At 71.8% G+C, this 21,522-nt stretch carries 22 protein-coding genes and 2 pseudogenes; 8 read left to right on the forward strand and 16 right to left on the reverse strand.

Annotation, left to right across the window (positions count from 1 at the left end; genetic code table 11):
- A pseudogene (locus tag SRB17_RS39285) lies at positions 1-205 on the reverse strand (RNA-guided endonuclease TnpB family protein); the annotation flags it as partial.
- Between the two features lie 26 nt (positions 206-231).
- Here SRB17_RS39285 and tnpA point away from each other — a divergent pair.
- Complete coding sequence (gene tnpA, locus SRB17_RS39290) at positions 232-663, forward strand: IS200/IS605 family transposase (protein ID WP_153546140.1); 432 nt, start codon at positions 232-234, stop codon at positions 661-663.
- A 49-nt stretch (positions 664-712) separates the two neighbouring features.
- On the opposite strand, the gene SRB17_RS39295 is transcribed toward tnpA, so the two are convergent.
- The 5 genes from SRB17_RS39295 to SRB17_RS39310 form a co-directional block, all read right to left on the reverse strand.
- On the reverse strand, positions 713-1,603 hold the full coding sequence (locus SRB17_RS39295) for an IS110 family transposase (RefSeq protein ID WP_228396537.1): 891 nt from the start codon (positions 1,601-1,603) through the stop codon (positions 713-715).
- Between the two features lie 9 nt (positions 1,604-1,612).
- The gene (locus SRB17_RS46985) at positions 1,613-1,801 is read right to left on the reverse strand and encodes a hypothetical protein (protein ID WP_228396538.1); all 189 of its coding nucleotides are present in this window, start codon (positions 1,799-1,801) and stop codon (positions 1,613-1,615) included.
- A 329-nt stretch (positions 1,802-2,130) separates the two neighbouring features.
- On the reverse strand, positions 2,131-2,661 hold the full coding sequence (locus tag SRB17_RS39300) for a TerD family protein (protein WP_323377305.1): 531 nt from the start codon (positions 2,659-2,661) through the stop codon (positions 2,131-2,133).
- A 44-nt stretch (positions 2,662-2,705) separates the two neighbouring features.
- Positions 2,706-3,038 carry a hypothetical protein gene (locus tag SRB17_RS47785; RefSeq protein WP_153546142.1) on the reverse strand — a complete coding sequence of 111 codons (333 nt, stop codon included), beginning with the start codon at positions 3,036-3,038 and terminating at the stop codon, positions 2,706-2,708.
- On the reverse strand, positions 3,035-3,466 hold the full coding sequence (locus SRB17_RS39310; RefSeq protein ID WP_153546144.1) for a GNAT family N-acetyltransferase: 432 nt from the start codon (positions 3,464-3,466) through the stop codon (positions 3,035-3,037). Before SRB17_RS39310 ends, SRB17_RS47785 begins: the two co-directional genes overlap by 4 nt.
- Before the next feature lie 277 nt (positions 3,467-3,743).
- On the opposite strand from SRB17_RS39310, the gene SRB17_RS39315 reads away from it, so the two are divergent.
- Complete coding sequence (locus tag SRB17_RS39315; protein WP_153546146.1) at positions 3,744-4,643, forward strand: SCO1860 family LAETG-anchored protein; 900 nt, start codon at positions 3,744-3,746, stop codon at positions 4,641-4,643.
- A gap of 265 nt (positions 4,644-4,908) precedes the next feature.
- The gene (locus SRB17_RS39320) at positions 4,909-5,754 is read left to right on the forward strand and encodes a polysaccharide deacetylase family protein (RefSeq protein ID WP_153546148.1); all 846 of its coding nucleotides are present in this window, start codon (positions 4,909-4,911) and stop codon (positions 5,752-5,754) included.
- 80 nt (positions 5,755-5,834) lie between these two features.
- Here the strand turns inward: SRB17_RS39320 and SRB17_RS39325 are convergent.
- Positions 5,835-6,077, reverse strand: a pseudogene (locus tag SRB17_RS39325) (zinc ribbon domain-containing protein); the annotation flags it as partial.
- Here SRB17_RS39325 and SRB17_RS39330 point away from each other — a divergent pair.
- The gene (locus SRB17_RS39330; RefSeq protein ID WP_194294289.1) at positions 6,067-6,366 is read left to right on the forward strand and encodes a hypothetical protein; all 300 of its coding nucleotides are present in this window, start codon (positions 6,067-6,069) and stop codon (positions 6,364-6,366) included. The pseudogene SRB17_RS39325 and the gene SRB17_RS39330 sit on opposite strands and share 11 nt — an antisense overlap.
- A 4-nt stretch (positions 6,367-6,370) precedes the next feature.
- The gene (locus SRB17_RS39335) at positions 6,371-6,805 is read left to right on the forward strand and encodes a hypothetical protein (RefSeq protein ID WP_153546152.1); all 435 of its coding nucleotides are present in this window, start codon (positions 6,371-6,373) and stop codon (positions 6,803-6,805) included.
- A gap of 3 nt (positions 6,806-6,808) precedes the next feature.
- Here SRB17_RS39335 and SRB17_RS39340 read toward each other — a convergent pair whose 3' ends face one another.
- The 4 genes from SRB17_RS39340 to SRB17_RS39355 form a co-directional block, all read right to left on the reverse strand.
- Positions 6,809-9,682, reverse strand: a complete 2,874-nt coding sequence (locus SRB17_RS39340) for an FAD-binding and (Fe-S)-binding domain-containing protein (RefSeq protein WP_153546154.1) — start codon at positions 9,680-9,682, stop codon at positions 6,809-6,811.
- Between the two features lie 25 nt (positions 9,683-9,707).
- The gene (locus tag SRB17_RS39345; protein ID WP_323377307.1) at positions 9,708-10,895 is read right to left on the reverse strand and encodes an anhydro-N-acetylmuramic acid kinase; all 1,188 of its coding nucleotides are present in this window, start codon (positions 10,893-10,895) and stop codon (positions 9,708-9,710) included.
- A 121-nt stretch (positions 10,896-11,016) separates the two neighbouring features.
- Positions 11,017-12,588, reverse strand: a complete 1,572-nt coding sequence (locus SRB17_RS39350) for a sodium:solute symporter (protein ID WP_323377309.1) — start codon at positions 12,586-12,588, stop codon at positions 11,017-11,019.
- 2 nt (positions 12,589-12,590) lie between these two features.
- On the reverse strand, positions 12,591-13,610 hold the full coding sequence (locus tag SRB17_RS39355) for an N-acetylglucosamine kinase (protein WP_153546155.1): 1,020 nt from the start codon (positions 13,608-13,610) through the stop codon (positions 12,591-12,593).
- A 214-nt stretch (positions 13,611-13,824) separates the two neighbouring features.
- Between SRB17_RS39355 and SRB17_RS39360 the strand changes: the two genes are divergently transcribed.
- Together SRB17_RS39360 and murQ are read left to right on the forward strand one after the other, a co-directional pair.
- Positions 13,825-14,772, forward strand: coding sequence for a MurR/RpiR family transcriptional regulator (locus SRB17_RS39360; RefSeq protein WP_153546157.1), 948 nt, complete (start codon positions 13,825-13,827; stop codon positions 14,770-14,772).
- A gap of 79 nt (positions 14,773-14,851) precedes the next feature.
- On the forward strand, positions 14,852-15,748 hold the full coding sequence (gene murQ / locus SRB17_RS39365; protein ID WP_323377311.1) for an N-acetylmuramic acid 6-phosphate etherase: 897 nt from the start codon (positions 14,852-14,854) through the stop codon (positions 15,746-15,748).
- A gap of 84 nt (positions 15,749-15,832) precedes the next feature.
- Here murQ and SRB17_RS39370 read toward each other — a convergent pair whose 3' ends face one another.
- The 4 genes from SRB17_RS39370 to SRB17_RS39385 all read right to left on the reverse strand — a co-directional run bounded on the left by SRB17_RS39370 (position 15,833) and on the right by SRB17_RS39385 (position 18,839).
- A complete protein-coding gene (locus tag SRB17_RS39370) occupies positions 15,833-16,438 on the reverse strand; it encodes a class I SAM-dependent methyltransferase (RefSeq protein WP_153546159.1) in 606 nt (201 codons plus the stop codon).
- Between the two features lie 98 nt (positions 16,439-16,536).
- A complete protein-coding gene (locus SRB17_RS39375) occupies positions 16,537-16,974 on the reverse strand; it encodes a hypothetical protein (protein ID WP_153546161.1) in 438 nt (145 codons plus the stop codon).
- A 49-nt stretch (positions 16,975-17,023) separates the two neighbouring features.
- A complete protein-coding gene (locus SRB17_RS39380; RefSeq protein WP_228396539.1) occupies positions 17,024-17,884 on the reverse strand; it encodes a heavy metal-binding domain-containing protein in 861 nt (286 codons plus the stop codon).
- A gap of 13 nt (positions 17,885-17,897) precedes the next feature.
- Entirely contained in the window at positions 17,898-18,839 is a 942-nt protein-coding gene (locus tag SRB17_RS39385; RefSeq protein WP_153546164.1) for a heavy metal-binding domain-containing protein, read from the reverse strand.
- A gap of 254 nt (positions 18,840-19,093) precedes the next feature.
- Here SRB17_RS39385 and SRB17_RS39390 point away from each other — a divergent pair, with 254 nt between their 5' ends.
- Complete coding sequence (locus SRB17_RS39390) at positions 19,094-19,996, forward strand: RNA repair domain-containing protein (RefSeq protein WP_153546166.1); 903 nt, start codon at positions 19,094-19,096, stop codon at positions 19,994-19,996.
- 56 nt (positions 19,997-20,052) lie between these two features.
- On the opposite strand, the gene pntB is transcribed toward SRB17_RS39390, so the two are convergent.
- Positions 20,053-21,522, reverse strand: a complete 1,470-nt coding sequence (gene pntB, locus SRB17_RS39395; RefSeq protein WP_153546168.1) for a Re/Si-specific NAD(P)(+) transhydrogenase subunit beta — start codon at positions 21,520-21,522, stop codon at positions 20,053-20,055.

The following is a 21,522-nucleotide window of genomic DNA, read 5'->3' on the forward strand; positions in this document are numbered from 1 at the left end:
GGTCTGTACGGGCTTGGCGTATCGCCGCATCAGCGGCGGCGAGGGTCCGCTTGTCCTTCGGCATCATCTGCCACCAGGCGTGCAAACAGTTCCACATCGTGCGGGCCGCGTGCGCCTGGTCGTCCATTACCCGGACCTCGGCAGGGCTGAGTGCCAGTCGGGCACGGTGCCCGAACTGCCGCTTCACCACACCGAGTTCACTCACCGTGATCACTGTACTGCACGTGGTTCATGTCGCCGCGCTGGAATCCGCATCCCGGTGTCAGAACCGGCCACCACGTCGTCCACAACCTTCACGTCCACCCGGCGTTTGTCACCAAGTACCGGCGGAAGGCGTTCACCGACGAGATGCTGACGCGCCACGAAAAGACCACGCGGGAGGTCTGCGCGGACTTCGAGGCCGACCTGAAGCAGGTCAACGGCGACGCGGATCACGTACACCTGCTCGTGCACCACCCGCCGAAGGTCCAGCTCTCCAAGCTGGTCAACTCCCTCAAGGGACTCTCAGCCCGCCTGCTTCGCAAGGAGTACGACGCGCACGTCCGCAGGTACCTGTGGGGCGGACACCTCTGGTCCGGCTCCTACTTCGCCACAAGCTGCGGCGGGGCACACCTGACCGTCGTCAAGCAGTACATCGAGAACCAGAAGCACCCGGTGGGCTGAGCTGAACACTGCGGACCCATACCCACGCGCGGGATGCCCCTATGGTTCGTCAAGCTGCCAGCTGGTCGGGAACGGGTAGCGGTGCCAAGGCGATGGCGCGGTGGATCTCGCGGGCGACGTACCTCTTCAGACACCGGATGACCTCGCGCTTTGTCTTACCCTCTGCTGTGCGTCGCTGCAGGTAGGTACGGGAGCGTTCTTCCCAGCGCAGACGCGAGAGAACGATGCGGTAGAGAGCTGCGTTGGCCTGCCGGTTCCCGCCACGATTGAGGCGTCGGCGCTGGCTCTTGCCCGAGGACCGTTCGACCGGGCTGACCCCGCACAAGGCGGCGAATGACGCTTCGTCGCGGAGGCGGTCGTGGTTGTCGCCTGCCGCTATGAGCAAGATGGCGGCGCTGTCCGGTCCCACGCCGGTGAGCTTGAGCAGTTGCGGGTTGTGCGCCTGGATGATGGCGGTGATCTTGCGGGTGAGCGTGGTCGCCTCGGCGGAGAGCTGTTTGATGCGGTGGGCCAGCAGGTGCAGGGCCTGGTGCACGGCGCCAGCCTGCGGGTCCAGGGCGGCGCACGCCTTGAACAGGGCTGGGTTCGAGAGCCCTGCGAGGGATTCACGAAGCTGCGGCGATGCACTGACCAGGAGAGCCTTGAGCTGGTTGATGGCCTGGGTTCGGTTGCGGACCGCGGAGTCCTTGACGACTTTCAGGACACGCAGGTCCTCCACCGGCCCGTCCTTGCTCTTCGGGGCCCCGGCGGCCCGTCCGCCCAGCACCGCCCGGGCTGCGGCCTCCGCGTCGACCGCGTCGGTCTTTCCCGAGCGGCGCCGGACTGCTCGGTCCGGCCGGTTGACCTCGATGACTTCAACGCCCTCAGCAGCAAGGTGCCGGGCCAGACCGGCCCCGTACGAGCCGGTCCCTTCCACGCCGGCCTGCCGGACAACGCCCAACGAGCCTACCTAGCAAAGCAGTTCGTGGTTTCCGGCTGCTGTAGCGGGGAACGCCTGTGTACCAAGCAAGGCGCCGAGGATGCTGACCACGGCCACAACGTACACGTCCTTATGGGTGTCGACACCAAGCACCACAGTGGCGGAATCGGTGGACGGCTGCGCGCTGCCGCAGTGGTGCGGCATGCTGAGGACGGTCATGTGCCTCCTCGACCAGTGCGGGACGGATGGCCGTCACCGGACCGGCCGGGCGGTCAGGACTGTGAGGGTGCCTGTCGCAAAGGCCCCTATCGGGACACGCCCGCCGGGCCGGCGGCAGCAAGCCCCGCACAGGACCGTGACCGACAGATCGGAGCCCAAGACACCTTGGTCAGTCGCAGACCAGGTCAGGCCGCGGTCCCGTGCGGAACACGATCATCCTCACAGTCAGAGCAGTTCTGAGATCGCCTTCACCCCCGGCGTAACCGCCGGACCACTGCCAAGATCAAAGGTAGAGAAAGCGCCGGTGATCGAGAAGCCCCGAGCAGCGGTCAGTGCTGCCGGCTGCCCATCTCAGCGGTGAAGAGCACCGGGTCACTGTCGAAGCCCCGGATCATGTCCCGCATCACCCACGCCCCGGAGGCGTCCCGGACGAACTCGGCCACCGTCGCGGCCGTGGAGTCGGCGACCTGTGTGAAGTCGTCCGCCAGCAGCTGCTCGTACCCCTGGACGACGACCACGCCCGCACGGGAGATGTCCCCGAACATCCGCGGTCCACCGTCCTGATGGATGGCCACACCGACCACCACACGCCCGAACACGGGCGACAGCCGGTCGAACTCCAGGACCATCACCTCGACGAACCCGAAGCCCATGCCGGTCCGGCTGTGCCGGGTCATGTTGATGGTGCCGTCCGGCGACCGGCTGGCGTAGTGCACCACGTACGCCGGGCGCCCATGGGGATCGTCCGCCGAGTAGGTCGCGGCGATGATGTCGAGATGCCTGGGCGCCTCCCCCAGCGGGCTCGGATCCCACTTGAGCCTGACCTCGACCTTGCCCAGCACTTCAGTCCCGCCACGCACCTTGCCGCTCCCCCTCAGAACCAACGCGAGACCTTCCCGCACGATCAAGTATGGGTTCCTGACGGCGCTTTGATGCCTCCTTGGCGGTCCCCATCCGACGCACCTGGCGGCCGAGTGCGGACGACGCCTTCGACCGGAGACTGGGCGCGTTCGGTGAGGGGGTGGAAGCGCCCCTGGCCGTCGCGGGCCTCGATGATGCCGTCGGTGTGGAGCAGCAGCATCGGTGCGGGACGGCCGAAGTCGAGGAACGTCACCTGATGGTCGCTCACCTCGGCGAGGACGGCCGTGACGAACTTCTCGCCGTCCAGCTGCCAGTGGTCGCAGATGTGCCCGCTGCTCCCGGTGAAGAAGAGACGCAGCGCAGCGAACATCCTCACGTCGAGCGAACCGAGGCGAAGACCCAGTTCGTGAGCCGTCCGAACCAGCCGCGCAGATGCGGACACAGCGGACCCGAGGCGGGGAAGCCGGTTTGTGTCTCCCGCGTCATCGCCGCGAAGAAGGACCGCCCCGGCCGGGACTGTGTCGTGGTGCTCCATCGGTGGTCCGGGTGGAGGGCGAGCAGGGAGTGCAGGATTTCGCGCCCCAGCCCCTGTCGCTGCCAGTCCTCGCTGACCCAGATGTCGACGATCCGGCCTGTGCGGCAGTCCGCACACACCAGGAAACGCAGCCGAGCCACCGTCTGCCGGCCGGGACCGAAGAGAACGATCTCCAGGGGCCGGTCCGGGCGTCGGGACACGGCGTGGTCGAGACAGGAGGCCGTACCGTCGCTCGCGTCGCCGCCCGGTGACTTCCCCAAGGGACGCATCACCGCATCGTCGCACGGCAGCCTTTACCGGGCCATGATCCTTCCTTGATCCTGAGGAAACTCCTCGACCGCGCACAGCCGCCCGGTGCGCACCGGCCACACGCGCCGTGAATCCGACAGAAGTTCCCAAACGTCCACCTTGTGGTGAACCCTCCGTGTGGCATCCGGTCGGACGCGCCGTGACTCTGCAGGATGGGGCCCCGCTGTCTGCGTCGGTCACCGGCCGGTGCAGGAGCGGACCTCTGGGGACTCTCATCTCGCGCAAGGATCATGCACGTTGACCAGAATCTCAGCCCTGACCCCCTCTGCCCGCCGCCTCGCCGCCCTCGCGGCCTCGGGCTTCCTCGCGGCCTGCCCGGCCCTCGCGGGAGAGGCCACCGCGGCTCCGTCGGCCGACGCACCGAAGGGCAGCGCCACCGCAGCGGCGTTCCGCGCCGCGCTGGACGTCTCCGGGCCGACCGGCACGGTGCCCCTGCACGCCTCGCTCAACGAGGTCAAGGCTCCGGCGACGGCCGAGAAGAAGACCCTCGACGTCGCTCTCGACGGAGTCAACGGCGGCCTCCCGAACACTCTTCTGCAGGCAGACGTCGCCATGGCCAGGGCCGATGTCGCGAAGGGCCGGGCGCAGAGCACCACCCACCTCGTGCGGGCTCGGGTCCACGTGCCGGGGCTGCCGCTGCTGCCCGTGGTGGAAGTGCAGGAGGTGACTGCCACAGCGACCTGCACCGCCGGACAGAAGCCGGCGGCCGACTCCCAGGTTCTCGGCCCGATCACGGCCCTGGGCAAGTTTTTGCCGCCGGCGGGCGACGGCACAACCGTGGAGGTTCCCGGCGTGGGTAGCGTGCGGCTCGCGCTCTCCCACAAGGAGACGACCAGCAGCACGGCCGCCGCCACCTCGATCCAGCTGCAGGTCTCGGTGGATCCGTTGCATCTGGGCGTCGAGAAGGTGGAGGGCACCGTGACCCTGGCACAAGCCACCTGCCGGTTCCCCCAGTCGAACGCCCCCGTAGCGATGGGGCATTCGGCGCCCCGCCCACAGGCCGCCCACGAGAGCAACCTGGCCAAGACCGGCGGCACCGGGCTCACCCCCTACGCCCTGTCGGCGGGAGCCACCCTCGTCGCCGTGGGGGCTGGAGCTACGGCATTTGCCCTCAAGGCCCGCCGCAGGCACCCCTGACGTCCTGGCCGAGAGCCAGGCTCAGCCCCGGCCCGCGACGCGCTCGCAGGCAAGCGGACCGACGAGTGAGAAGGGCCCGGCTCGCATCGGACGGTGCGAGCCGGTTCGCATTCCCGCCTGCCCTCGATGCCCACGGCAGCGGTGCCTTTGGCCGCGGTCGCCCGCGCCATTACATTCCTGGTTCGCGGCCGACGGATCCGGGACGCCGTTCCGCCCGTCTTGCAGTGTGCAAGGTACGAGGCGCACGAGAGGACCAGGGGGCGTGATGCGGCGCGGTGCGAGGCGGGGCGGGTCGGGCTGGGTGGCGGTCACGGCGGCCGTCGCCACCGTGGTGGGGGCCTCCGTGCTGGGAACACTGAGCGGTACGAGCGCGGGCGGCGCGGCCGGAAGCCGCACCGACGACCGCCCCCGGCCGACCGCCTCGCCCACATCACCGGCGCACCACACCGCGCCGCGGCCGGTCGCGGGGCAGACCTCCGTACCCGACCCGGGACTGCCCTCTCCGGTCGTCAGCATGGACATCGCCCACGCCTCGGACAAGGGCCCGCACTCCGTCGACATCACCATCGACGACGGCCCGGACCCGGTATGGACGCCGCGGGTCCTGAAGGTGCTCAGGGACAACCGAGTCAAGGCCGTCTTCTGCATGATCGGAACACAGGCGGCCGAACATCCCGCCGTGGTGCGGCAGGTCGTCGCGGAGGGACACCGGTTGTGCGACCACAGCGTTCACCACGACACGACGATGGACCACAAACCCCGCTCCTACCAGCAGGCCGAGATCACCGGAGCCGCACGGATGATCGAGCAGGCCTCCGGCGGTGTGAAACCGCTGTACTACCGCGCACCGGGCGGCGCCTTCACCCCCTACAGCCGGCAGATCGCCGCCTCGATGGGGATGCGCCCGCTCGGCTGGAACATCGACACCGACGACTACAAGCGGCCCGGCACGCGGACGATCCTGAACACAGTGGAACGCGAGCTGCCCAACGGCCCCACCCTCCTCTTCCACGACGGCGGCGGCGACCGCTCCCAGACCGTCGCGGCGCTCACCACGCTGCTGCCCCGGCTGAGGACCCAGGGCTACGCGTTCGGCTTCCCCGTGCGATGAGGCGAGAGGCGGTCCGTCTCCGTGGGTACGGAACCGGCCGGATGGCGGGGGCCTGTCGGGGCGACCGTCCAACTGTCGATCCTGATGACTGCCCTTCCGGCAGCCGGGATGAGCGCGTGGCCCATCCGGCACAGGTGCAAGATGTTCCGGGCGGCGTTGTGGTCGGCGTTGCCCGACCATCCGCAGTCCGGGTTCTTGCAGACGAACGTGGCCTGGTCCTCCCGGCAGCCTGGTGTGATGAAGCCGCAGGCCGAGCAGCGCCTGGAGGTGTTCGGGGGGACCTTGTGGAGGGTGCCGCCGTGACGGGCGGTCTTGTACGTCAGCGACGAGTTGCACGCGGCAGGACTCGACGTGGCGTACGCCAATCCCGTCGACGCGTGCGTAGGCCATGGAGGCTGCGACACCGACGAGTGGATCAACAAGGTGGTGCTCGGGCCCAACGGCGACGGCGACTTCCACGAAGGTGACCCGTACGCCGCGTGCACAGCCGTCTACGGCATCGGCCAGACGTGCCTGAGCCGAGAGGCGTTCCACCCCGACAATGCGGGCACCACCGGGTACGAGCACGTGGTGGAGAACGCTCTGACCGCCATCGGGTATACGGGAGCATGACAGCGTGACCCCCGCGGTACGACAACGAGGCAGCCTGTTGGCCGGCGTACTGGCCGCCGTGGCCCTGGTGGCCTGGTTCCTCGTCGGGCTGCACCACACCGGGCAGACGCGCTCCCACGACTCGAAGGCCGCCGTGGCCGCCTCGGCCGAACACCTCAGGGCGCGGCTTCGCGACGCCGACTCCGACGGCGTCCTCACCGATCACGAGATCGACGAGGCACTGAGCCACAGACGTCCCCGCTCCCTCGTTCGCAGCGCGGCGCGCACGGTTCTCGTGGTGCAGATCGCCGCATCCGACTGGGCCCGGTGCTACTCCTGCACCGCGCTGCCCAGCGGTGCCGTGAGCAGCACCCCCTTCAAGGAGTGCCCACCGGAGCCCTCCTCCGGCGAGACCCATGCGCCCCCGACCGGCAGGCCCGGCACGCCGTCCCCGGGTTAGCGGTCAGGCCGTGGCCTCGTCCAGGAGTTCCAGCACATGCCGGTAGGGGCGGCCGGTGGCCCGGGTCATGCCCATCTCGCAGGTGCGGTTGCAGGAGGCGTACGCGTCGTACGAGCCTGCTCTCACCTCGGCGGCCTGGGCGGCGGTGGCGCTCGCCGTGATCTCGGGGTGGAGCAGGCCGCGGTCGCCGGCGAACGCGCAGCAGCCCCAGTTGTCGGGCACGGTGACCTCGTCGCTCACGGCGGCGGCCACGGTGCGCAGGGCGGCGTCGATGCCGAGGTGCACGGTGGAGCACGTGGGGTGCAGGGAGAGGCTGCCCAGGCGACGGGGCTCGGGCAGCGCGGGGAGCAGGTGCTCGGCGGTGAACGCGACGCTGTCGACGAAGTGCAGGGACGCGAAGCGGGCGCGGTCGGACTCCGGGAGGGCGTCCGGCAGTTGCTCCAGGCCGTGGGTGCAGGAGGAGGCGTCGCAGACCACGGGCAGCCGGCCGTGGTCGCCGGCCCTCCACAGGGCCTCCAGCGTGCGGACGGCCATGGTGCGGTGCCCGGCGGTGTAGCCCTTGGACTGCCAGGGGGTGCCGCAGCACAGGTCGGCCAGGTCGTCGGGCACGGCCACGGGCACACCCGCCCGCCGGCACAGGCGCAGGAAGGCGGCCGCCGAGCCGGTCGCCCCGTCGGCGGTCCCCTCGGGGGCGAAGATGCTGCCGATGCAGGCGGCGAAGAACACCGCGCGCGCGTCGGCGGGCCGTCGCGGCGCGGGACGGACCGGCCCGCCGCGCGGGATGTCGTCGGCCCAGGCGGGGACCAGCTCCCTCGCCCCGAGACGGCGGACGGCACCGGTGGCGGCACGAAGGGCGGGATCGGGCACGACTCGGGCCGTGTTCAGGGCGGCGCGCACGCCCTTGACGGCGGTGCCCCAGTGCCGGGCGGCGGTCCTCCCGGCGCGCTGGGCGGCGGCGCCGTGGCGTTCCGCGCGCAGGCGTTTCATGACCGCGCCGGTGTCGATGGTGACGGGACAGGCGGTGACGCAGAGACTGTCGGCGGCGCAGCTGTCGACGGCGGCGTAGGCGTAGTCGGCTTCCAGGGTACGGCGGCGTTCGTCGTCACCGGCGGCGACGGCGAGCGCGATCTCCCGCTGCAGGGCGATGCGCTGACGGGGCGTCGTGGTGGCGTCCGCGGTGGGGCAGACGGGCTCGCAGTAGCCGCATTCGACGCACGCGTCGACGGCCGGGTCGACCTCGGGGACGCTCTTGAGGCTGCGCAGGTGGGCGGCCGGGTCGTCCTCCAGGAGCACGCCCGGGTTGAGTACCCCGTGCGGGTCGCACAGCCGCTTCACCTCGCGCATGACGTCGTACAGTTCGTCGCCGTACTGGCGGCGGACGAACGGGGCCATGGCCCGGCCGGTGCCGTGCTCGGCCTTCAGCGTGCCGCCGGCGTCCAGGACGAGGTCGGCCATGGCGTCGGTGAACCGGGCGTAGCGCTCGATCTCCGGGGCGGAGTCGAAGTCCTGGGTGAGCATGAAGTGCAGGTTGCCGTCGCGGGCGTGGCCGAAGATCACCGCGTCCTGGTAGCCGTGCCTCTCGAAGAGGCCGATGAGACCCTCGCAGGTACTGGTCAGCTGTTCCATCGGCACCGCGATGTCCTCGAGCAGCGCGGTGGTGCCGGGTCGGCGCGCCCCCGCGACCGCCGTGTACAGGCCCTTGCGCAGATGCCAGAGTCGGGCCCTGACGCCCGGGTCGCGGATGAGCGAGGTCCCGCTGACGGCGGGCAGGCGGTCGAGAACCGGCCGCGCGGCGGCCACCCTCTCCTCCAACGCCTCGGCGCTGTCCTCGGCGAACTCGACCAGCAGGGCGGCGTGCCGCTCCACGCGCAGTCCGCGCAGCTCGTCCACGGGGTCCGGGGACTGCTGCGCCACCCGCAGCGAGGCGGCGTCGAGGAGTTCGGCGGTGCGGGCGCCGACTGCCAGCAGTGCGGGCAGCGCGTCGGTGGCCTCGGCGAGGCCGGGCAGGACCAGCAGGCCGGTGGCGGTGTGCGGCAGCAGGGGGACGGTGCGGAAGACGGCCTCCCCGACGAAGCCGAGCGTGCCCTCGCTGCCGATCATCAGGTGGGCGAGGATGTCGGCCGGATCGGTGTGGTCCAGGAACGAGTTCAGCCCGTAGCCCATGGTGTTCTTCATCGAGAACAGCCGCTCGACGGTGGCGCGGGAGCCGGCCGAGGTGCGGACGCGGTCGCGCAACCGGACGAGTCCCGCGTGCAGTTCGGGCTCCTGGGCGCGCAGCGCCCGGTCCGCGTCGGGGCCCGCCGTGTCCACGACGGTGCCGGAGGGCAGCACGAACTGCAGGGACTCCATGGTCCGGTAGGCGTTGTCCTGGGTGCCGCAGTTCATGCCGCTGGAGTTGTTGGCGACCAGGCCGCCGATGGTGCAGGCGGACTCGCTCGCCGGGTCGGGGCCGAGCCTGCGGCCGTACCGGGCGAGCCGCGCATTCGCCTGCCGTACCGTCAGGCCGGGTTGCAGCCGGATGCGCCGCCCCTCGTCCAGGACCTCGGCGGTGCGCCAGTGACTGCGGACGTCGACGAGGATGCCGTCGCCGCCCGCCTGCCCCGCCAGGCTGGTGCCGCCCGAGCGCAGCGTCAGTGGCAGCCCGGCCGCGCGCGCCCCGGCCATCAGCGCGCCCACCTCGGCCGCGGACGCGGCGCGCACGACAGCCTGCGGCGTGAACAGGTACGGCGACGCGTCATGGGCGGCGGCGGCCCTGCGGGGCAGGTCGGTGGTCACCCGGGCCGGGTCGCCGACGCACGAGGCCAGGAGCTCGGCCAGGCGCGCGGACCGGTCCGGGGCGGTCGGCGCGGCAGGGGGTGTGGCGGCGGTGGGGCGCATGGGTCCTCGGTGCTGGGGGGCGGGGTCAGTGGGTGGAGGGGGCGGGTCCGCTGATCCGCATCACCCGCGGCGGCTGTGCCACGGGCTCCGGCAGGCGCAGCGGCGTCAGGCCGGGGGTGATGCTGCCGAGCAACGTGGCCCGGCGCGCCCCGGTACCCGAGGGGAGGGTGCCGGGCAGACCGTGGACCGTGAGGAAGCCCAGCACGGCGAAGGCCAGGGCCTCCTTGGCGTCGGAGGGCAGGCCCAGGGCGTCGCTGGGGCGCAGCGGCACGCCGGGCAGTTCCTCGGCGAGCATGCGCATCAGCACCGGGTTGCGGATGCCGCCGCCGGAGACGACGAGCCCGGTGACCCCGTGGGCGCGGCATGCGTCGGCCACGGTGACGGCGGTGAGCCGGGTCAGGGTGGCCAGGACGTCGTCGGCGGCGGGCGTGGGCACCGCGTCCAGCGCACGCTGCAGGTAGGGCAGGTGGAAGTGCTCCTTGCCGGTGCTCTTCGGGGCGGGCCTGCGGTAGTACGGGTCGTCCAGGAGTGCGCGGAGCAGTTCGGGGCTGGTCCGGCCGGCGGCGGCCCTGCGTCCGTCCTCGTCGTAGGCGGCAGCGCCGCCGGTGAAGTGCCGTACGGCCGCGTCCAGGAGGGCGTTGGCGGGGCCGGTGTCGAAGGCCAGTGGCTCGGCGCCGGGCGCGAGAACGGTGACGTTGGCGATACCGCCGAGGTTCAGCGCGGCGGGCGTGCCGGGCAAGGTGCGCAGCAGCAGGGTGTCGGTCATGCCGACCAGAGGCGCGCCCTGCCCGCCCGCGGCCACGTCCCTGCTGCGCAGGTCGGAGACGACCGGGAGCCCGGTGGCCTCGGCGATCCAGGCCGGCTGGCCGAGCTGGAGCGTGCCGCGGACAGTGCCGTCCTCGACCCAGTGGTGCATGGTCTGGCCGTGCGAGACGACGAGGTCGGCGGTGCCGTCGCACAGTGTGCGCAGGGCCTGTTCGGCGGCGCCGGCGAAGGCCTGGCCGATGCCGGTGTCCAGGGCGCAGACGGCCTGGGTGGTCGTCGCGGCCGGCGGCAGGGTGGCAGCGATCAGGTTGCGCAGGTCGTCGGGGTAGGGGACGGAGAGGTGTCCGAGGGGCCGCAGCAGCAGGGTCTCGCCGTTAAGGGCGAGGTCCGTGGCGGCGGCCTCGATGGCGTCGTACGAGGTGCCCGACATCAGGCCGATCACACGCACGGCAGCTCCCGGCGCACGTTCCGCCACGTGGGCGGGGTCGGCAGCGACATGGGTTCTCCCTGGGGTGTCGCGGGTGCGGGGCGGCCGCGCCGGCCCCGCACCCGGTGGAGTGGACGAGCCCTTACTTCCGGCCGGCGGCGGCCGCGGCGCGGTCGGGACCGGCACCCGGCTCGCCGTCGCCCACGGAGACCTGGGCGATCTCGGGAGCGCGGTGGAACAGGCTCATCAGGCCGCCGACGACCAGGGTGATCAGCACGCCGATCGGCACCAGCCACTGGGCGGCGATCCCCGTCGGCACGGTGGCGCCGGCCACCGTGACGTCGATCTTCACATTGCGCACGATGTACGTCATCACGCCGACCGTCACCAGGAAGGCCACGACGGAGTCGATCTGATTGGCGCGCCGGACGATCCGGCCGAGCAGGAACGCGCCGAGCAGTGCGCCGTAGGTGTAGCCCGCGATGGTCAGACCGGTGAGGTAGACGTTGCCCGTGCTGGTGCTGAAGGCGCAGGCGAAGACCGCCATGAGCGTCGCCCACACCAGCGTCATCACCCGGGCGAGCTTGAGCAGCGACTCCTCGGAGGGCGTGGTGCGGAAGAAGCTGTGGATGATGTCGGCGACCGTCGAGTTCGACATGGAGTTCAGCGCCGAGGACAGCGAGCCCATCGCGGCGCCCAGGATTCCGGCCACGAGCAGGCCGGAGATCACCACGGGCAGCCCGTGCAGGATGAAGTGCGGGTAGAGGTTGTCGGAGCTGGACAGGCCCAGGTCCTTGAAGCTCTTGCCCTGGTTGTAGGACCACAGCAGTGCGCCGACGAGGGAGAAGGCGGCGAACTGAAGGGTGACGAAGACGCCCGAGGCGATCATGGCCTTCTGACCGTCGCGCAGCGAGCGGGTGGCCAGGATGCGCTGGACGATCAGCTGGTCGGAGCCGTGACTGGCCATCGCGAAGATGGCACCGCCGATGATCGCGGTCGGCAGGGCGAACGGACTGGTGAGGATGTGCGCCAGGTCGAAGTCGGTGTCGAAGAGCCGGAACTGGCCGGCGTGCAGGGCACGTGAGAAGCCGGCGCCGCCGACATGGCCGGACAGTACGGCGATGGTGAGGATCGCGCCGCCCAGGTACAGGCCCATCTGGATGGCGTCGGTCCAGATGACCGCCTTGATGCCGCCGAGGTAGGTGTAGACGACGGTGATCACCGTGAGCACGATGATGATGACGCGGTAGCTCGCGTGCACGCCGAACTCGTCGAGCAGCAGCTTGATCGGGATCGCGGAGGCGAACAGCCGAACGCCCTCGGCCAGGAGCCGGGTGAAGACGAACGTCACCGAGGCGAGCCCCTGCAGTTTGAGACCGAATCTGCTGCCCAGGTACTGGTAGGCGCTGACGAAGCCGCCGCGCTTGTACAGGGGGATCAGCACGGTGGCCACGATGACGCGGCCGATGACGTAGCCCAGGGCCAGTTCGACGTTGCCGAATCCCTGCCCGCTGTACGCGCCGCCGGGCACGCTGATGACGGTGAGCACGCTGGTCTCGGTGGCCACCACGGAGAACGCGACGGTCAACCACGGCATCTGGCCTTCGCCCACGAAGTAGTCCTTCGCGGTCCTCTGCCGGCCGGCCAGTCGCAGTCCGATCACTGCGATCGCCACCAGATAGACGACGATCACCACGAGGTCGAGTTGGCGCACGCTCACTCCTGAACAACGGCCGGCGGGGTGGCCGGCGGGGTGGGGACGGTGGGACGGGGCGTCGTCCGCCGTACGCGGATGACGTGGGGTTCATGCGGTGCCGAGGCGTCCAGCGCCAGCAGGCGTGCGCCGTCCAGCGGGTCCCCGAGCGGGGGCCGCAGGTCGAGGGGGCGCGGAGATGCGGCGAGCGCCGACCGGAGCGGACCGAGCAGCGGTTCGCCGAGGCCGGTGAGCCCGCCGGTGACGGTGACGGGGACGGGCGGGCGAGCGTCGCCGCCGCCGATCCGGCGGACGGCGGCGAGCACGGCCTCGCCCAGCGCTGTGGCGGCGTCCCGGATGATGGCGGAGGCGGCGGCGTCACCCGCGGCGGCCGCGCGCGCCACGTCCGGGGCGAAGGACGCGGCCGTACGGGCGGGGTTGCCGTCCCGGCCGACGGCCGAGGGCAGCCGGTCGGGGTCGCCGAAGCGCTCGGCGGCGGCGGCCAGCAGCGCGGTGTCCGGTCCGCGTCCGTCGTGAGCGCGCAGCGCGGCCCGCAGTCCGGCGGCGCCGATCCAGGCGCCGCTGCCCTCGTCGCCGATCCAGGGTCCCCAGCCGTCGACCCGGGCGTACGAGCCCTCGTCACCGATCCCGATGGCGACGGAGCCGGTGCCGATCGCGAGCACCACGCCGGTACGGCCGCCGAGGGCGCCCGCGTGGGCGGTGACGGCGTCGCTGGTGACGGCGACCTCGTCCGCGGGCAGGTCGTCGAGGAGCAGGCCGGCCAGTTCGCGGGCCGCCTCCGGTGCGGCGGCCGCCCCCGCGGCGCCCACACAGACCGCCGCGAGCCCGAGTGAGGGCTGCCCTTCCACAAGGGGCAGAACGGCGGCGCGCACGGCGGCACGCGCTGTCGCCACTCCGTTGTCGGCGGCGAGCCCGGGGGCCCCGGCCACCTCGTGGACCGGCCGGCCGGGACCGGCGCCGGCGTTCCACAGAACGGCACGGCAGCCGGTCTTGCCCAGGTCCACCGCCACTGCTGCTGTCATACGGCACGCCTTCGTGTCTGCAGGATCCGTCGCGTCGGGAGGCCACGGGACGGCCGGTAGGCCGGTGACCGGAGCGGACCACGGTGCCGCGAGTATCAGGACGCAGACCTCCGCATGTCAATAAGTAACCTCACGCAATTCCTTACGTAACTTTTTGACGCACTCCTGAGGCCGTGGTTAGTGTGTCGCCACCGACTCAGGAGGGGATCGGCCCATGGCCCGCCAGGAAGCACCTCACACACCGGCTCAGCCCGCGGAGGACACCTCCCCCGCCGAGACACTGGCGCGCATACGCGCGGCCCTGCCGTCCCTCGCCCCGTCCGAGCGGCGGGTGGCCGAGGCCGTCCTGGCCGATCCGGCACAGGCGGCGGAGTTGTCCATCAGCGCCCTCGGCAAGCGGGCCGACACGTCGGTGGCCACCGTGATGCGCTTCTGCCGGGCCACAGGAATGGCCAACTACCCGCAGCTACGCCTGGCACTGGCCGCGGCCGCCGCCCGCGAGCACGCTCTCAGTGGCGAACGCCCGGCGCCGGGCACCGACATCAGCCCCACCGACACCCTGGGCGAGATCGTCGGCAAGATCATCTACAACGAGGTGCGCGCCCTGGAGGACTCCGGGGCCGGAGTGGACGTCGAGGTGCTGGGCCGGGCGGTCGACGCCGTGGCAGGAGCCCGGAGGATCGACATCTTCGGCGTCGGCGCCAGCGCGTTCGTCGGCCAGGACCTGCACCAGAAGCTGCACCGCATCGGCCACATGGCGTTCATCTGGACCGACCGGCACGCCGCGCTCACCGCCGCCGCCCTCCTCCGGCCCGGCGATGTCGCCCTGGCCATCTCCCACTCCGGGGAGACCGAGGACACCGTCGAGCCCCTCCAGGCCGCCGCCGAACGCGGCGCCACCACGATCGCTCTCACCAACGCCCCGCGTTCGGCCCTCGCGGAGAGCGCGGACCTCGTGCTGACGACCTGCGCCCGGGAGACCCCCTTCCGCTCCGGCGCGACCGTCAGCCGCATCGCCCAACTCGCCCTCATCGACTGCCTGTTCGTGGGCGTCGCCCAGCGTTCCTACGACGCCACGACCGCGGCGCTGCAGAAGACCTACGGGGCCGTCCAGCGCCGCAGGCGCCCGCAGCCGCAGCGCCGCACACCGGCCGACCACTGACCGTCACCCTCCCCTCCCCTCCTCCAGCAGCACCCCCTGAGCAGCGCCCCCGAGCAGCACCCGAAAGGACGACCGCGCCGTGGACCTCAGCACACTCGGCACCGAGACCCGAAACGAGCGGACCGCCGATCTGGACCGCATGCCGGTCACGGAACTGCTCTCGGTCATGAACGCCGAGGACCAGACCGTCGCCCTCGCCGTACGCGACGCCGTCCCGGAGATCGGGGCCGCCGTCGAGGCGATCACCGCGTCACTGCGGCGGGGCGGACGGCTGATCTACATCGGCGCCGGCACCAGCGGCCGCATCGGCCTGCTCGACGCCGTCGAGTGCCCGCCGACCTTCGGCACCTCCCCCGAGCAGGTCGTGGGACTGCTCTCCGGCGGCCCGAGCGCCTTCGTCGTGGCGGTCGAGGGAGCGGAGGACGAACCCGCGAGGGCAGTCGCGGACCTCGACGAGATCGGTGTGAACGAGCGGGACACGGTCGTCGGTCTCGCCGCCAGCGGCCGTACGCCCTATGTCATCGGCGGCCTGAAGCACGCCGCCGCCAAGGGCGCCGTCACCGTGTCGGTCGCCTGCAACCGCAACGCGGTCGTCAGCCGCCACGCCGACATCCCGATCGAGGTACCCACCGGCCCCGAGGTCCTCACGGGGTCGACCCGGCTGAAGGCCGGCACCGCCGAGAAGATGGTCTGCAACATGCTCTCGACCGCCTCGATGGTGCGCCTGGGCAAGGTCTACGGGAACCTCATGGTCGACGTCCGGGCCAGCAACAACAAGCTGGTCGACCGCGCCCGCCGCATGGTCGTCCAGGCCACCGGCACCGACCCCGACACCGCCGCCGAGGCCTTGCGGGCCGCCGACGGCCACGCCAAGACCGCCATCGTCATGCTCCTCGCCCACTGCACGGCCGCGGAGGCCGACCGGCGCCTCGACCGGGCCCACGGCGACACACGGACGGCCATCGGCCGCCCCTGACGAGCGTGGGCCGGCGCCCGACTCGGAAGTCAGGCATCTTGGCGCGGCCCGACGGGCGTGCCGATCAGGACGTCCCGTACGACCTCACCGCCGGTGGACGCTGACGGCATACCCGCCGCCGTCGTAGGGGTCGGCGTCCCAGGTGGCGAAGCGGTCGATGAGGGCGAGGCCGGCCGCGGCACAGCAGTCGTCGTACTCGGCCAGGGTGATGCCGGGCGGCACGGGCAGGTGAGCCTCGTCCAGGCCGAAGCCGGCGGCCAGCAGACCGCCCGGGCGCAGGGCCGCGGCCAGGCGCCTGACCACCGTGGCCTCGGTGCCGGCGGCGAGCAGCGGGAAGACGTTGCCCGCGGCGAGGACGAGATCGAAGTCAGCTGCGACACCGAGCGCGTCCGGCTCGAACCCGGCCAGATCGGCCTGGAACCAAGGCAGTTCCGGCGCCTGCCGCTGCGCCACTGCCAGCATCGACGCATCGAGGTCCACTCCGACACAGTCGTACCCGAGCTCCGCGAGCCGGATCATGACCCGTCCGGTACCGCACCCGGCGTCCAGCACCCGCGCTCCGGCAGGCACGAGCGCCGTGCAGAACCGCGCCTCACCATGCACGTCCTTCCCGCTACGCGCCAGGTCCGCGAACCGTGCGGCGTAGTCCTGCCCGGACGTCCCCCCGGTCAACTCCCTCCAACGGCTCATGCGGCCAACTATAGGTCGACCGTGTGCCGCTCGAAGTCACGGCCGAGCTCCCGGCGCCGAAGGCGTCGCGGAGGACGGCCGGCAGCCGGACCAGGACCTCACTCCCCGAGCACCAGCCGCTCCAGCGCCACCCGTGCCCGCGCGTCGGACCGGGCGCGGGCCGCGAGCGCGACGGCGAGTTCTCGTACCCACTCGTCCAGCGGCACCGGGCGCCGCGAGAGCACCACGCCGCGGACCTCCTTGCACACCTCGCCCTTGGGGTGCCCGCCCGCCAGGTCGAGCACGAGACGCTGCTCGCCGAGGAAGACCTCGACCCGGTCGACGCGGCCGGCGCGGCCCGCGAGCCGGTCAGCCATGCTCCGTTTGCGCTCGACGGTGACGGAGCCCGGCGGCAGCGCCTCCGCAAGGGTCCCGGTGAGCACCTGGGCGTAGACCTCCAGGTCGGCGGCGTCCCGGCGCAGCGCGGCCGTCAGCAGGTCGATGGAGTCCGGTTCCCCGTCGGGCTCGAACGGGACGGGGTCGTGTGGCGAGGTCATCCGGGGCCTCTCGTGGTGTGCGGTGGGTCCGAGTCTGCTGGGCGGGCGCTCAGCCGTCCAGGCTGAGCACCATCGTCGGGCGCTCGATGACATGGTCCTCGCGCAACGGCCGCACGGCCGTGCCGATCGCGAAGAACTCGGTGGTGTGACCGCCCCAGCGGTGGTTGTGCGCATTGAGCTGCACGCCGACGATGCCCTCCGCCCGCAGTTCCTCCGCCTCGTGCTGCATCCGCGCCATCGCCAGCTCCCGCGCGTCGTACAGCGCCTGTGTGAACTGCTCGATCTCCACGTTCTTGCCGATGTTGGAGAACATCTGCCCCATCTTCTGGTGCGCGATGTGGTAGACGCAGGTGCCCATCACCATGCCCAGCGGGGCGTAGCCGGCGCGGATGAGCGTCCAGAAGTCCTGGCCGTTGAGGTCCGAGGTGAACGGCTGGCCCTTGAGGTTGCGCCAGCTGCCGCCATTGCCGCCCGGCGCGGGTTCCTCGGCCTTCACGGCAGTACCGATCGCGATGAACTCCGCGATGTCGCTGCCGAATTCACGGGCCTCGACGCTCAGCCGCACACCGACGATGCCGTCCGCGCCCAGCTGGGCCGCCTCCGCCTCCATTCGGGTCATCGCCAGCTCACGGGCGTGGTACATCGCCTGGCTGAGCGTCGTCAGCTCCTGGTTCTTGCCCCAGCGGCCCAGCTGGATGCCCACGTGGTAGATGGAGCTGCCCAGGACGAGGCCGATGGGCCGGAATCCCGCCTCGCGCACCAACAGGAACTCATTGACCGACAGGTCGCTGGTGAAGATCGAACCCGGCTTGCCCGGCTGCAGCTCGGCCAGCCGCCGCATCGCGTCGGCCGGCACACCCTGGGCGGACAGGCCGTCAGGGGTTCCATCGGCGGGGTTGAAGACGCTCATGAACGGGTTCCCCTCATCGCTTGTCGGTGGCGGTGCGGCGCATGGTCCGCCGGCGTCGTTCCGGGTCGAGCGGCATCACGGTGAGTGTGCGGGGCGGCTCCTCGCGTGCCGTGAAGCGGGCGACGGTGGTACCCAGCAGCGTCGCCTCGGCCACGTGGTCCTGCTGGTCGGAGTTGCTCCCGCGCATGCACGGCTCGCCCCAGATGCGCAGGCGGCCGGCGGACAGGATCACGCCGTCGCCGCCCCGCCGCCCCGTCTGCGCCCGCAGGTGCGCACGGGCGTCGGAGCGCACCGCCCCGACGAGCTCGCTCCAGCCGCCGACCTCCGTGTTGCTCCACGAGCGCGTCTGTGCGCGGGTGGTGTAGTCGTCGTGGCGTACGCCGACGGACATCCCGTACAGCAGCTCGACGGGGACCCATCCCGCGGTCATGAGCTTCGCGAACCCCTGGCCGTCGAGATGGCAGGTGAACGGCTGCGGCGCCCGCACCGCCCCGGCCGCGCGCACCGCGGTCCCGATCACCTTGAACTCCAGGCAGTTGGGCTGCGCCACGAAGGGCGCGACTGTCAGCTGTGCCGCGACGACTCCGTCACCGCCGAGAGCCGAGCACTCGGCGGTCATCCGGTCGAGGGCCGAGCGGCGCGCCCGGTCGAGCACCTCGACGAGCCCGGCGGACGGGGCGCCGCGTCCGGAGAGGGCTGTGGGCGCCGGGGCGCTGCTGAAGGCGTACTGCATGCCGCCGTAGAGACAGTCGTGATAGCCCCAGTACCGGCCACTGCGGCCCACGTGGTAGACGGCCGAGCCCATGACCTGGCCCACCGGCTCGAACCCCACGGCACGCAGTGCGGCGAACTCACCGGTGGACAGCGCCGAGGACCACGTCCCGCTGCCCCGCGCCTCCGCAATGCGCGCGGCCGCCGCCGGGGGCAGCCCAGCCCCCGTCCAGTCCCCGCTCATGCACACCAACTCCCCGCCTCATGCCCTGCCCAAGGGCATGGCGGCCCGAGTCTATGCCTGGCCGCCGGGGGCACCCACGGGAGGTGGGCCGAAGCGCGCGAGCAGCCGGTGAGGCGGACGAGGGTGGACGGTGTGCGCACTCGCGCGCCATGACGCACCGCACCCGACCGGCCGCGATGCGTGACGAGCAGGCGTCGAGGACAGGGTGGGCGGCACCCTGGAGGAGGAGGTGTGACGGCGGGAGAGGAGGCGTGATGCGGACCAGCGACGAGATCTATCACCGGGTCCGCTGGGACCCGCGGTTCGATCCGGCCCGGTTCGTGCTGGGGATCAGCCAGCGCGGGGAAGCCTGCAAGCGCATCTCGCTGACTTCCTTCGTGCCCGGAGGCGACATCCCGTGGCACCGGGTGGTGTTCATCGAGGCGGACGGCGAGGTGGTCTGGGACCGGGCCACGGGAATGGACCGCATCGACACGTCGGGCGCCGGCCGTGCGCACGACCCGCGGGCGGACCTGAGCTTCGGCGGGGGCGCACCTGGCGGCGTCCTCGGCGTGTCCCCGACCGCCCGCACAGCGGTGGCCTGGATCCCGCCCGCGGAGCTGTGGCCGGCGATCCAGGACATCCGCCGGGACTACGACCCGCAGATCCACCGCTGGCCGCCGCACGTCAACGTCCTCTTCGGCTTCGTGCCGGAGTCCGACTTCGCGCGGGCCGTCCCGCTGCTCGCCGCGGCGACGGCCGAGACGCCGGTCTTCACCGCCCGGCTGGAGGGGGTGCGCACCTTCCGGCACCGGGAGTACTTCACCGTGTGGCTCGACCCGACGGCGGCCGGCAAGGCGCCGTGGACGGATCTGCACCGCGCACTGCGGCGGCGGTTCCCGCGCTGTCGTGGGCCCGCCGAGGACTTCACCCCCCATCTGTCCCTGGGCCGGACCCGGGATCCGTGCGGGGTCAGCGCCGACTGCGCCACCCGGCTCGACGCCATGACGGCGACGGTCTGGGAACTCGTCCTGCTCTCACGCAGGGGCCACGGACCGATGCGGCCACGGGCCACGATCGCCCTGCGCACGGGCGACATCCGCCGGCTGCCCGCACCCGGCCCCGAAGCGCCGGACCCGGAGGACGCGGCATGGCTCGCCGAGATCACCGACAGGTGAGGCCATGGCCGGGTGGGGCAAGTCGCCGCCGGGGATTCAGGCCGTAGGGGACCGGCTCACCGGCCGGCCACCGTCGCCTGGCGCGCGGCCGCCGGGGCCGCCCCCGGACTGCCGTCGACGCCGAGCACGGCCAGGATCTCCTCGACGCTCCGCTTGGCGTCACCGAAGAGCATGCTGCTGTTCTCGCGGAAGAAGAGCGGGTTCTGCACGCCCGCGTAGCCGGAGGCCATGGAGCGCTTGAACACGATGACCCGCTCCGCCTCCCAGACGCGCAGCACCGGCATGCCGGCGATCGGGCTGCTCGGGTCGTCGGTCGCGGCCGGGTTGACGGTGTCGTTCGCGCCGATGACCAGCACGACCGAGGTGTCGGCGAAGTCGTCGTTGATCTCGTCCATCTCCAGGACGATGTCGTACGGCACCTTCGCCTCGGCCAGCAGCACGTTCATGTGCCCGGGCAGGCGCCCGGCGACAGGATGGACGCCGAAGCGGACCTCGACTCCCCGCTCGGTCAGCCGGCGCGTCAACTCGGCGACGGGGTGCTGGGCCTGGGCGACGGCCATGCCGTAACCGGGGGTGATGACCACCGAGCGGGCCTGCGCGAGCATCTCGGCCGCCTCCGCGGCCAGCACCTCGCGGTGCTCGCCCTGCTCCTCGCCTCCGCCCGAGGGGGCTTCGATGCCGAAACCGCCCGCGATGACGGAGAGGAAGGACCGGTTCATCGCCTTGCACATGATGGAGGACAGGTAGGCGCCGGAGGAGCCCACCAGCGCCCCGGTGACGATGAGCAGGTTGTTGTCGAGCAGGAAACCGGCCGCGGCCGCCGCCCAGCCCGAGTAGCTGTTCAGCATGGAGACGACGACGGGCATGTCACCGCCGCCGATCGAGGCGACCAGGTGCCAGCCGAGCGCCAGCGCCAGCACGGTCACGGTGACCATCAGGGGCAGGTCCGGGCTGATCGTGAACCAGACGGTCAGTACGACGAACGCGGCGAGCGCGCCGAGGTTCAGCGCGTTCTTGCCGGGCAGCGTCAGCGGACGCGACTTGATGCGCGCCGAGAGCTTCAGGAACGCGACGATCGAGCCGGTGAAGGTGACCGCTCCGATGAAGATGCCGATGAACACCTCGGCGTGGTGGATGCCCAGCAGGTCGGCGCCGATCCGGGTCTGCGCCGTGCCGTGCGCCTCCACCTCCAGGTAGCTGTTCCAGCCCACCAGCACCGCGGCGAGGCCGACGAAGCTGTGCAGCACCGCGATCAGTTCGGGCATCTGCGTCATCTCGACGCGGCGGGCCCGCCACAGGCCGAGCGCCGCGCCGAGCGCCATGGCCAGCACGATCAGGGCCACCGCCGCGGCGGTGATGCTCTGCGCCGCCGCGACGACGGTGGCGACCAGGGCGAGGGCCATGCCTGCGATGCCGTAGACGACGCCGGCGCGGGAGGTGCGGTGCTGGGACAGTCCGGCCAGGCTGAGGATGAACAACAGGGCGGCGACCAGGTCGGCAGCGTGGGAGGCCGTCAGGGACGTCAT

Source organism: Streptomyces sp. RB17 (assembly GCF_009604455.1).
Classification (GTDB): domain Bacteria; phylum Actinomycetota; class Actinomycetes; order Streptomycetales; family Streptomycetaceae; genus Streptomyces.

Coding starts and splice junctions, on each gene's coding strand:
- SRB17_RS39310 (WP_153546144.1), bottom strand. CDS start 3,466: ATGCGTCCCTTGGGGAAGTCACCGGGCGGCGACGCGAGCGACGGTACG.
- SRB17_RS39320 (WP_153546148.1), top strand. CDS start 4,909: ATGCGGCGCGGTGCGAGGCGGGGCGGGTCGGGCTGGGTGGCGGTCACG.
- SRB17_RS39375 (WP_153546161.1), bottom strand. CDS start 16,974: ATGACCTCGCCACACGACCCCGTCCCGTTCGAGCCCGACGGGGAACCG.
- SRB17_RS39380 (WP_228396539.1), bottom strand. CDS start 17,884: ATGAGCGTCTTCAACCCCGCCGATGGAACCCCTGACGGCCTGTCCGCC.
- SRB17_RS39340 (WP_153546154.1), bottom strand. CDS start 9,682: ATGCGCCCCACCGCCGCCACACCCCCTGCCGCGCCGACCGCCCCGGAC.
- SRB17_RS39355 (WP_153546155.1), bottom strand. CDS start 13,610: ATGACAGCAGCAGTGGCGGTGGACCTGGGCAAGACCGGCTGCCGTGCC.
- pntB (WP_153546168.1), bottom strand. CDS start 21,522: ATGACGTCCCTGACGGCCTCCCACGCTGCCGACCTGGTCGCCGCCCTG.
- SRB17_RS39385 (WP_153546164.1), bottom strand. CDS start 18,839: ATGAGCGGGGACTGGACGGGGGCTGGGCTGCCCCCGGCGGCGGCCGCG.
- SRB17_RS39390 (WP_153546166.1), top strand. CDS start 19,094: ATGCGGACCAGCGACGAGATCTATCACCGGGTCCGCTGGGACCCGCGG.
- SRB17_RS39360 (WP_153546157.1), top strand. CDS start 13,825: ATGGCCCGCCAGGAAGCACCTCACACACCGGCTCAGCCCGCGGAGGAC.
- SRB17_RS39370 (WP_153546159.1), bottom strand. CDS start 16,438: ATGAGCCGTTGGAGGGAGTTGACCGGGGGGACGTCCGGGCAGGACTAC.
- tnpA (WP_153546140.1), top strand. CDS start 232: ATGTCGCCGCGCTGGAATCCGCATCCCGGTGTCAGAACCGGCCACCAC.
- SRB17_RS46985 (WP_228396538.1), bottom strand. CDS start 1,801: ATGACCGTCCTCAGCATGCCGCACCACTGCGGCAGCGCGCAGCCGTCC.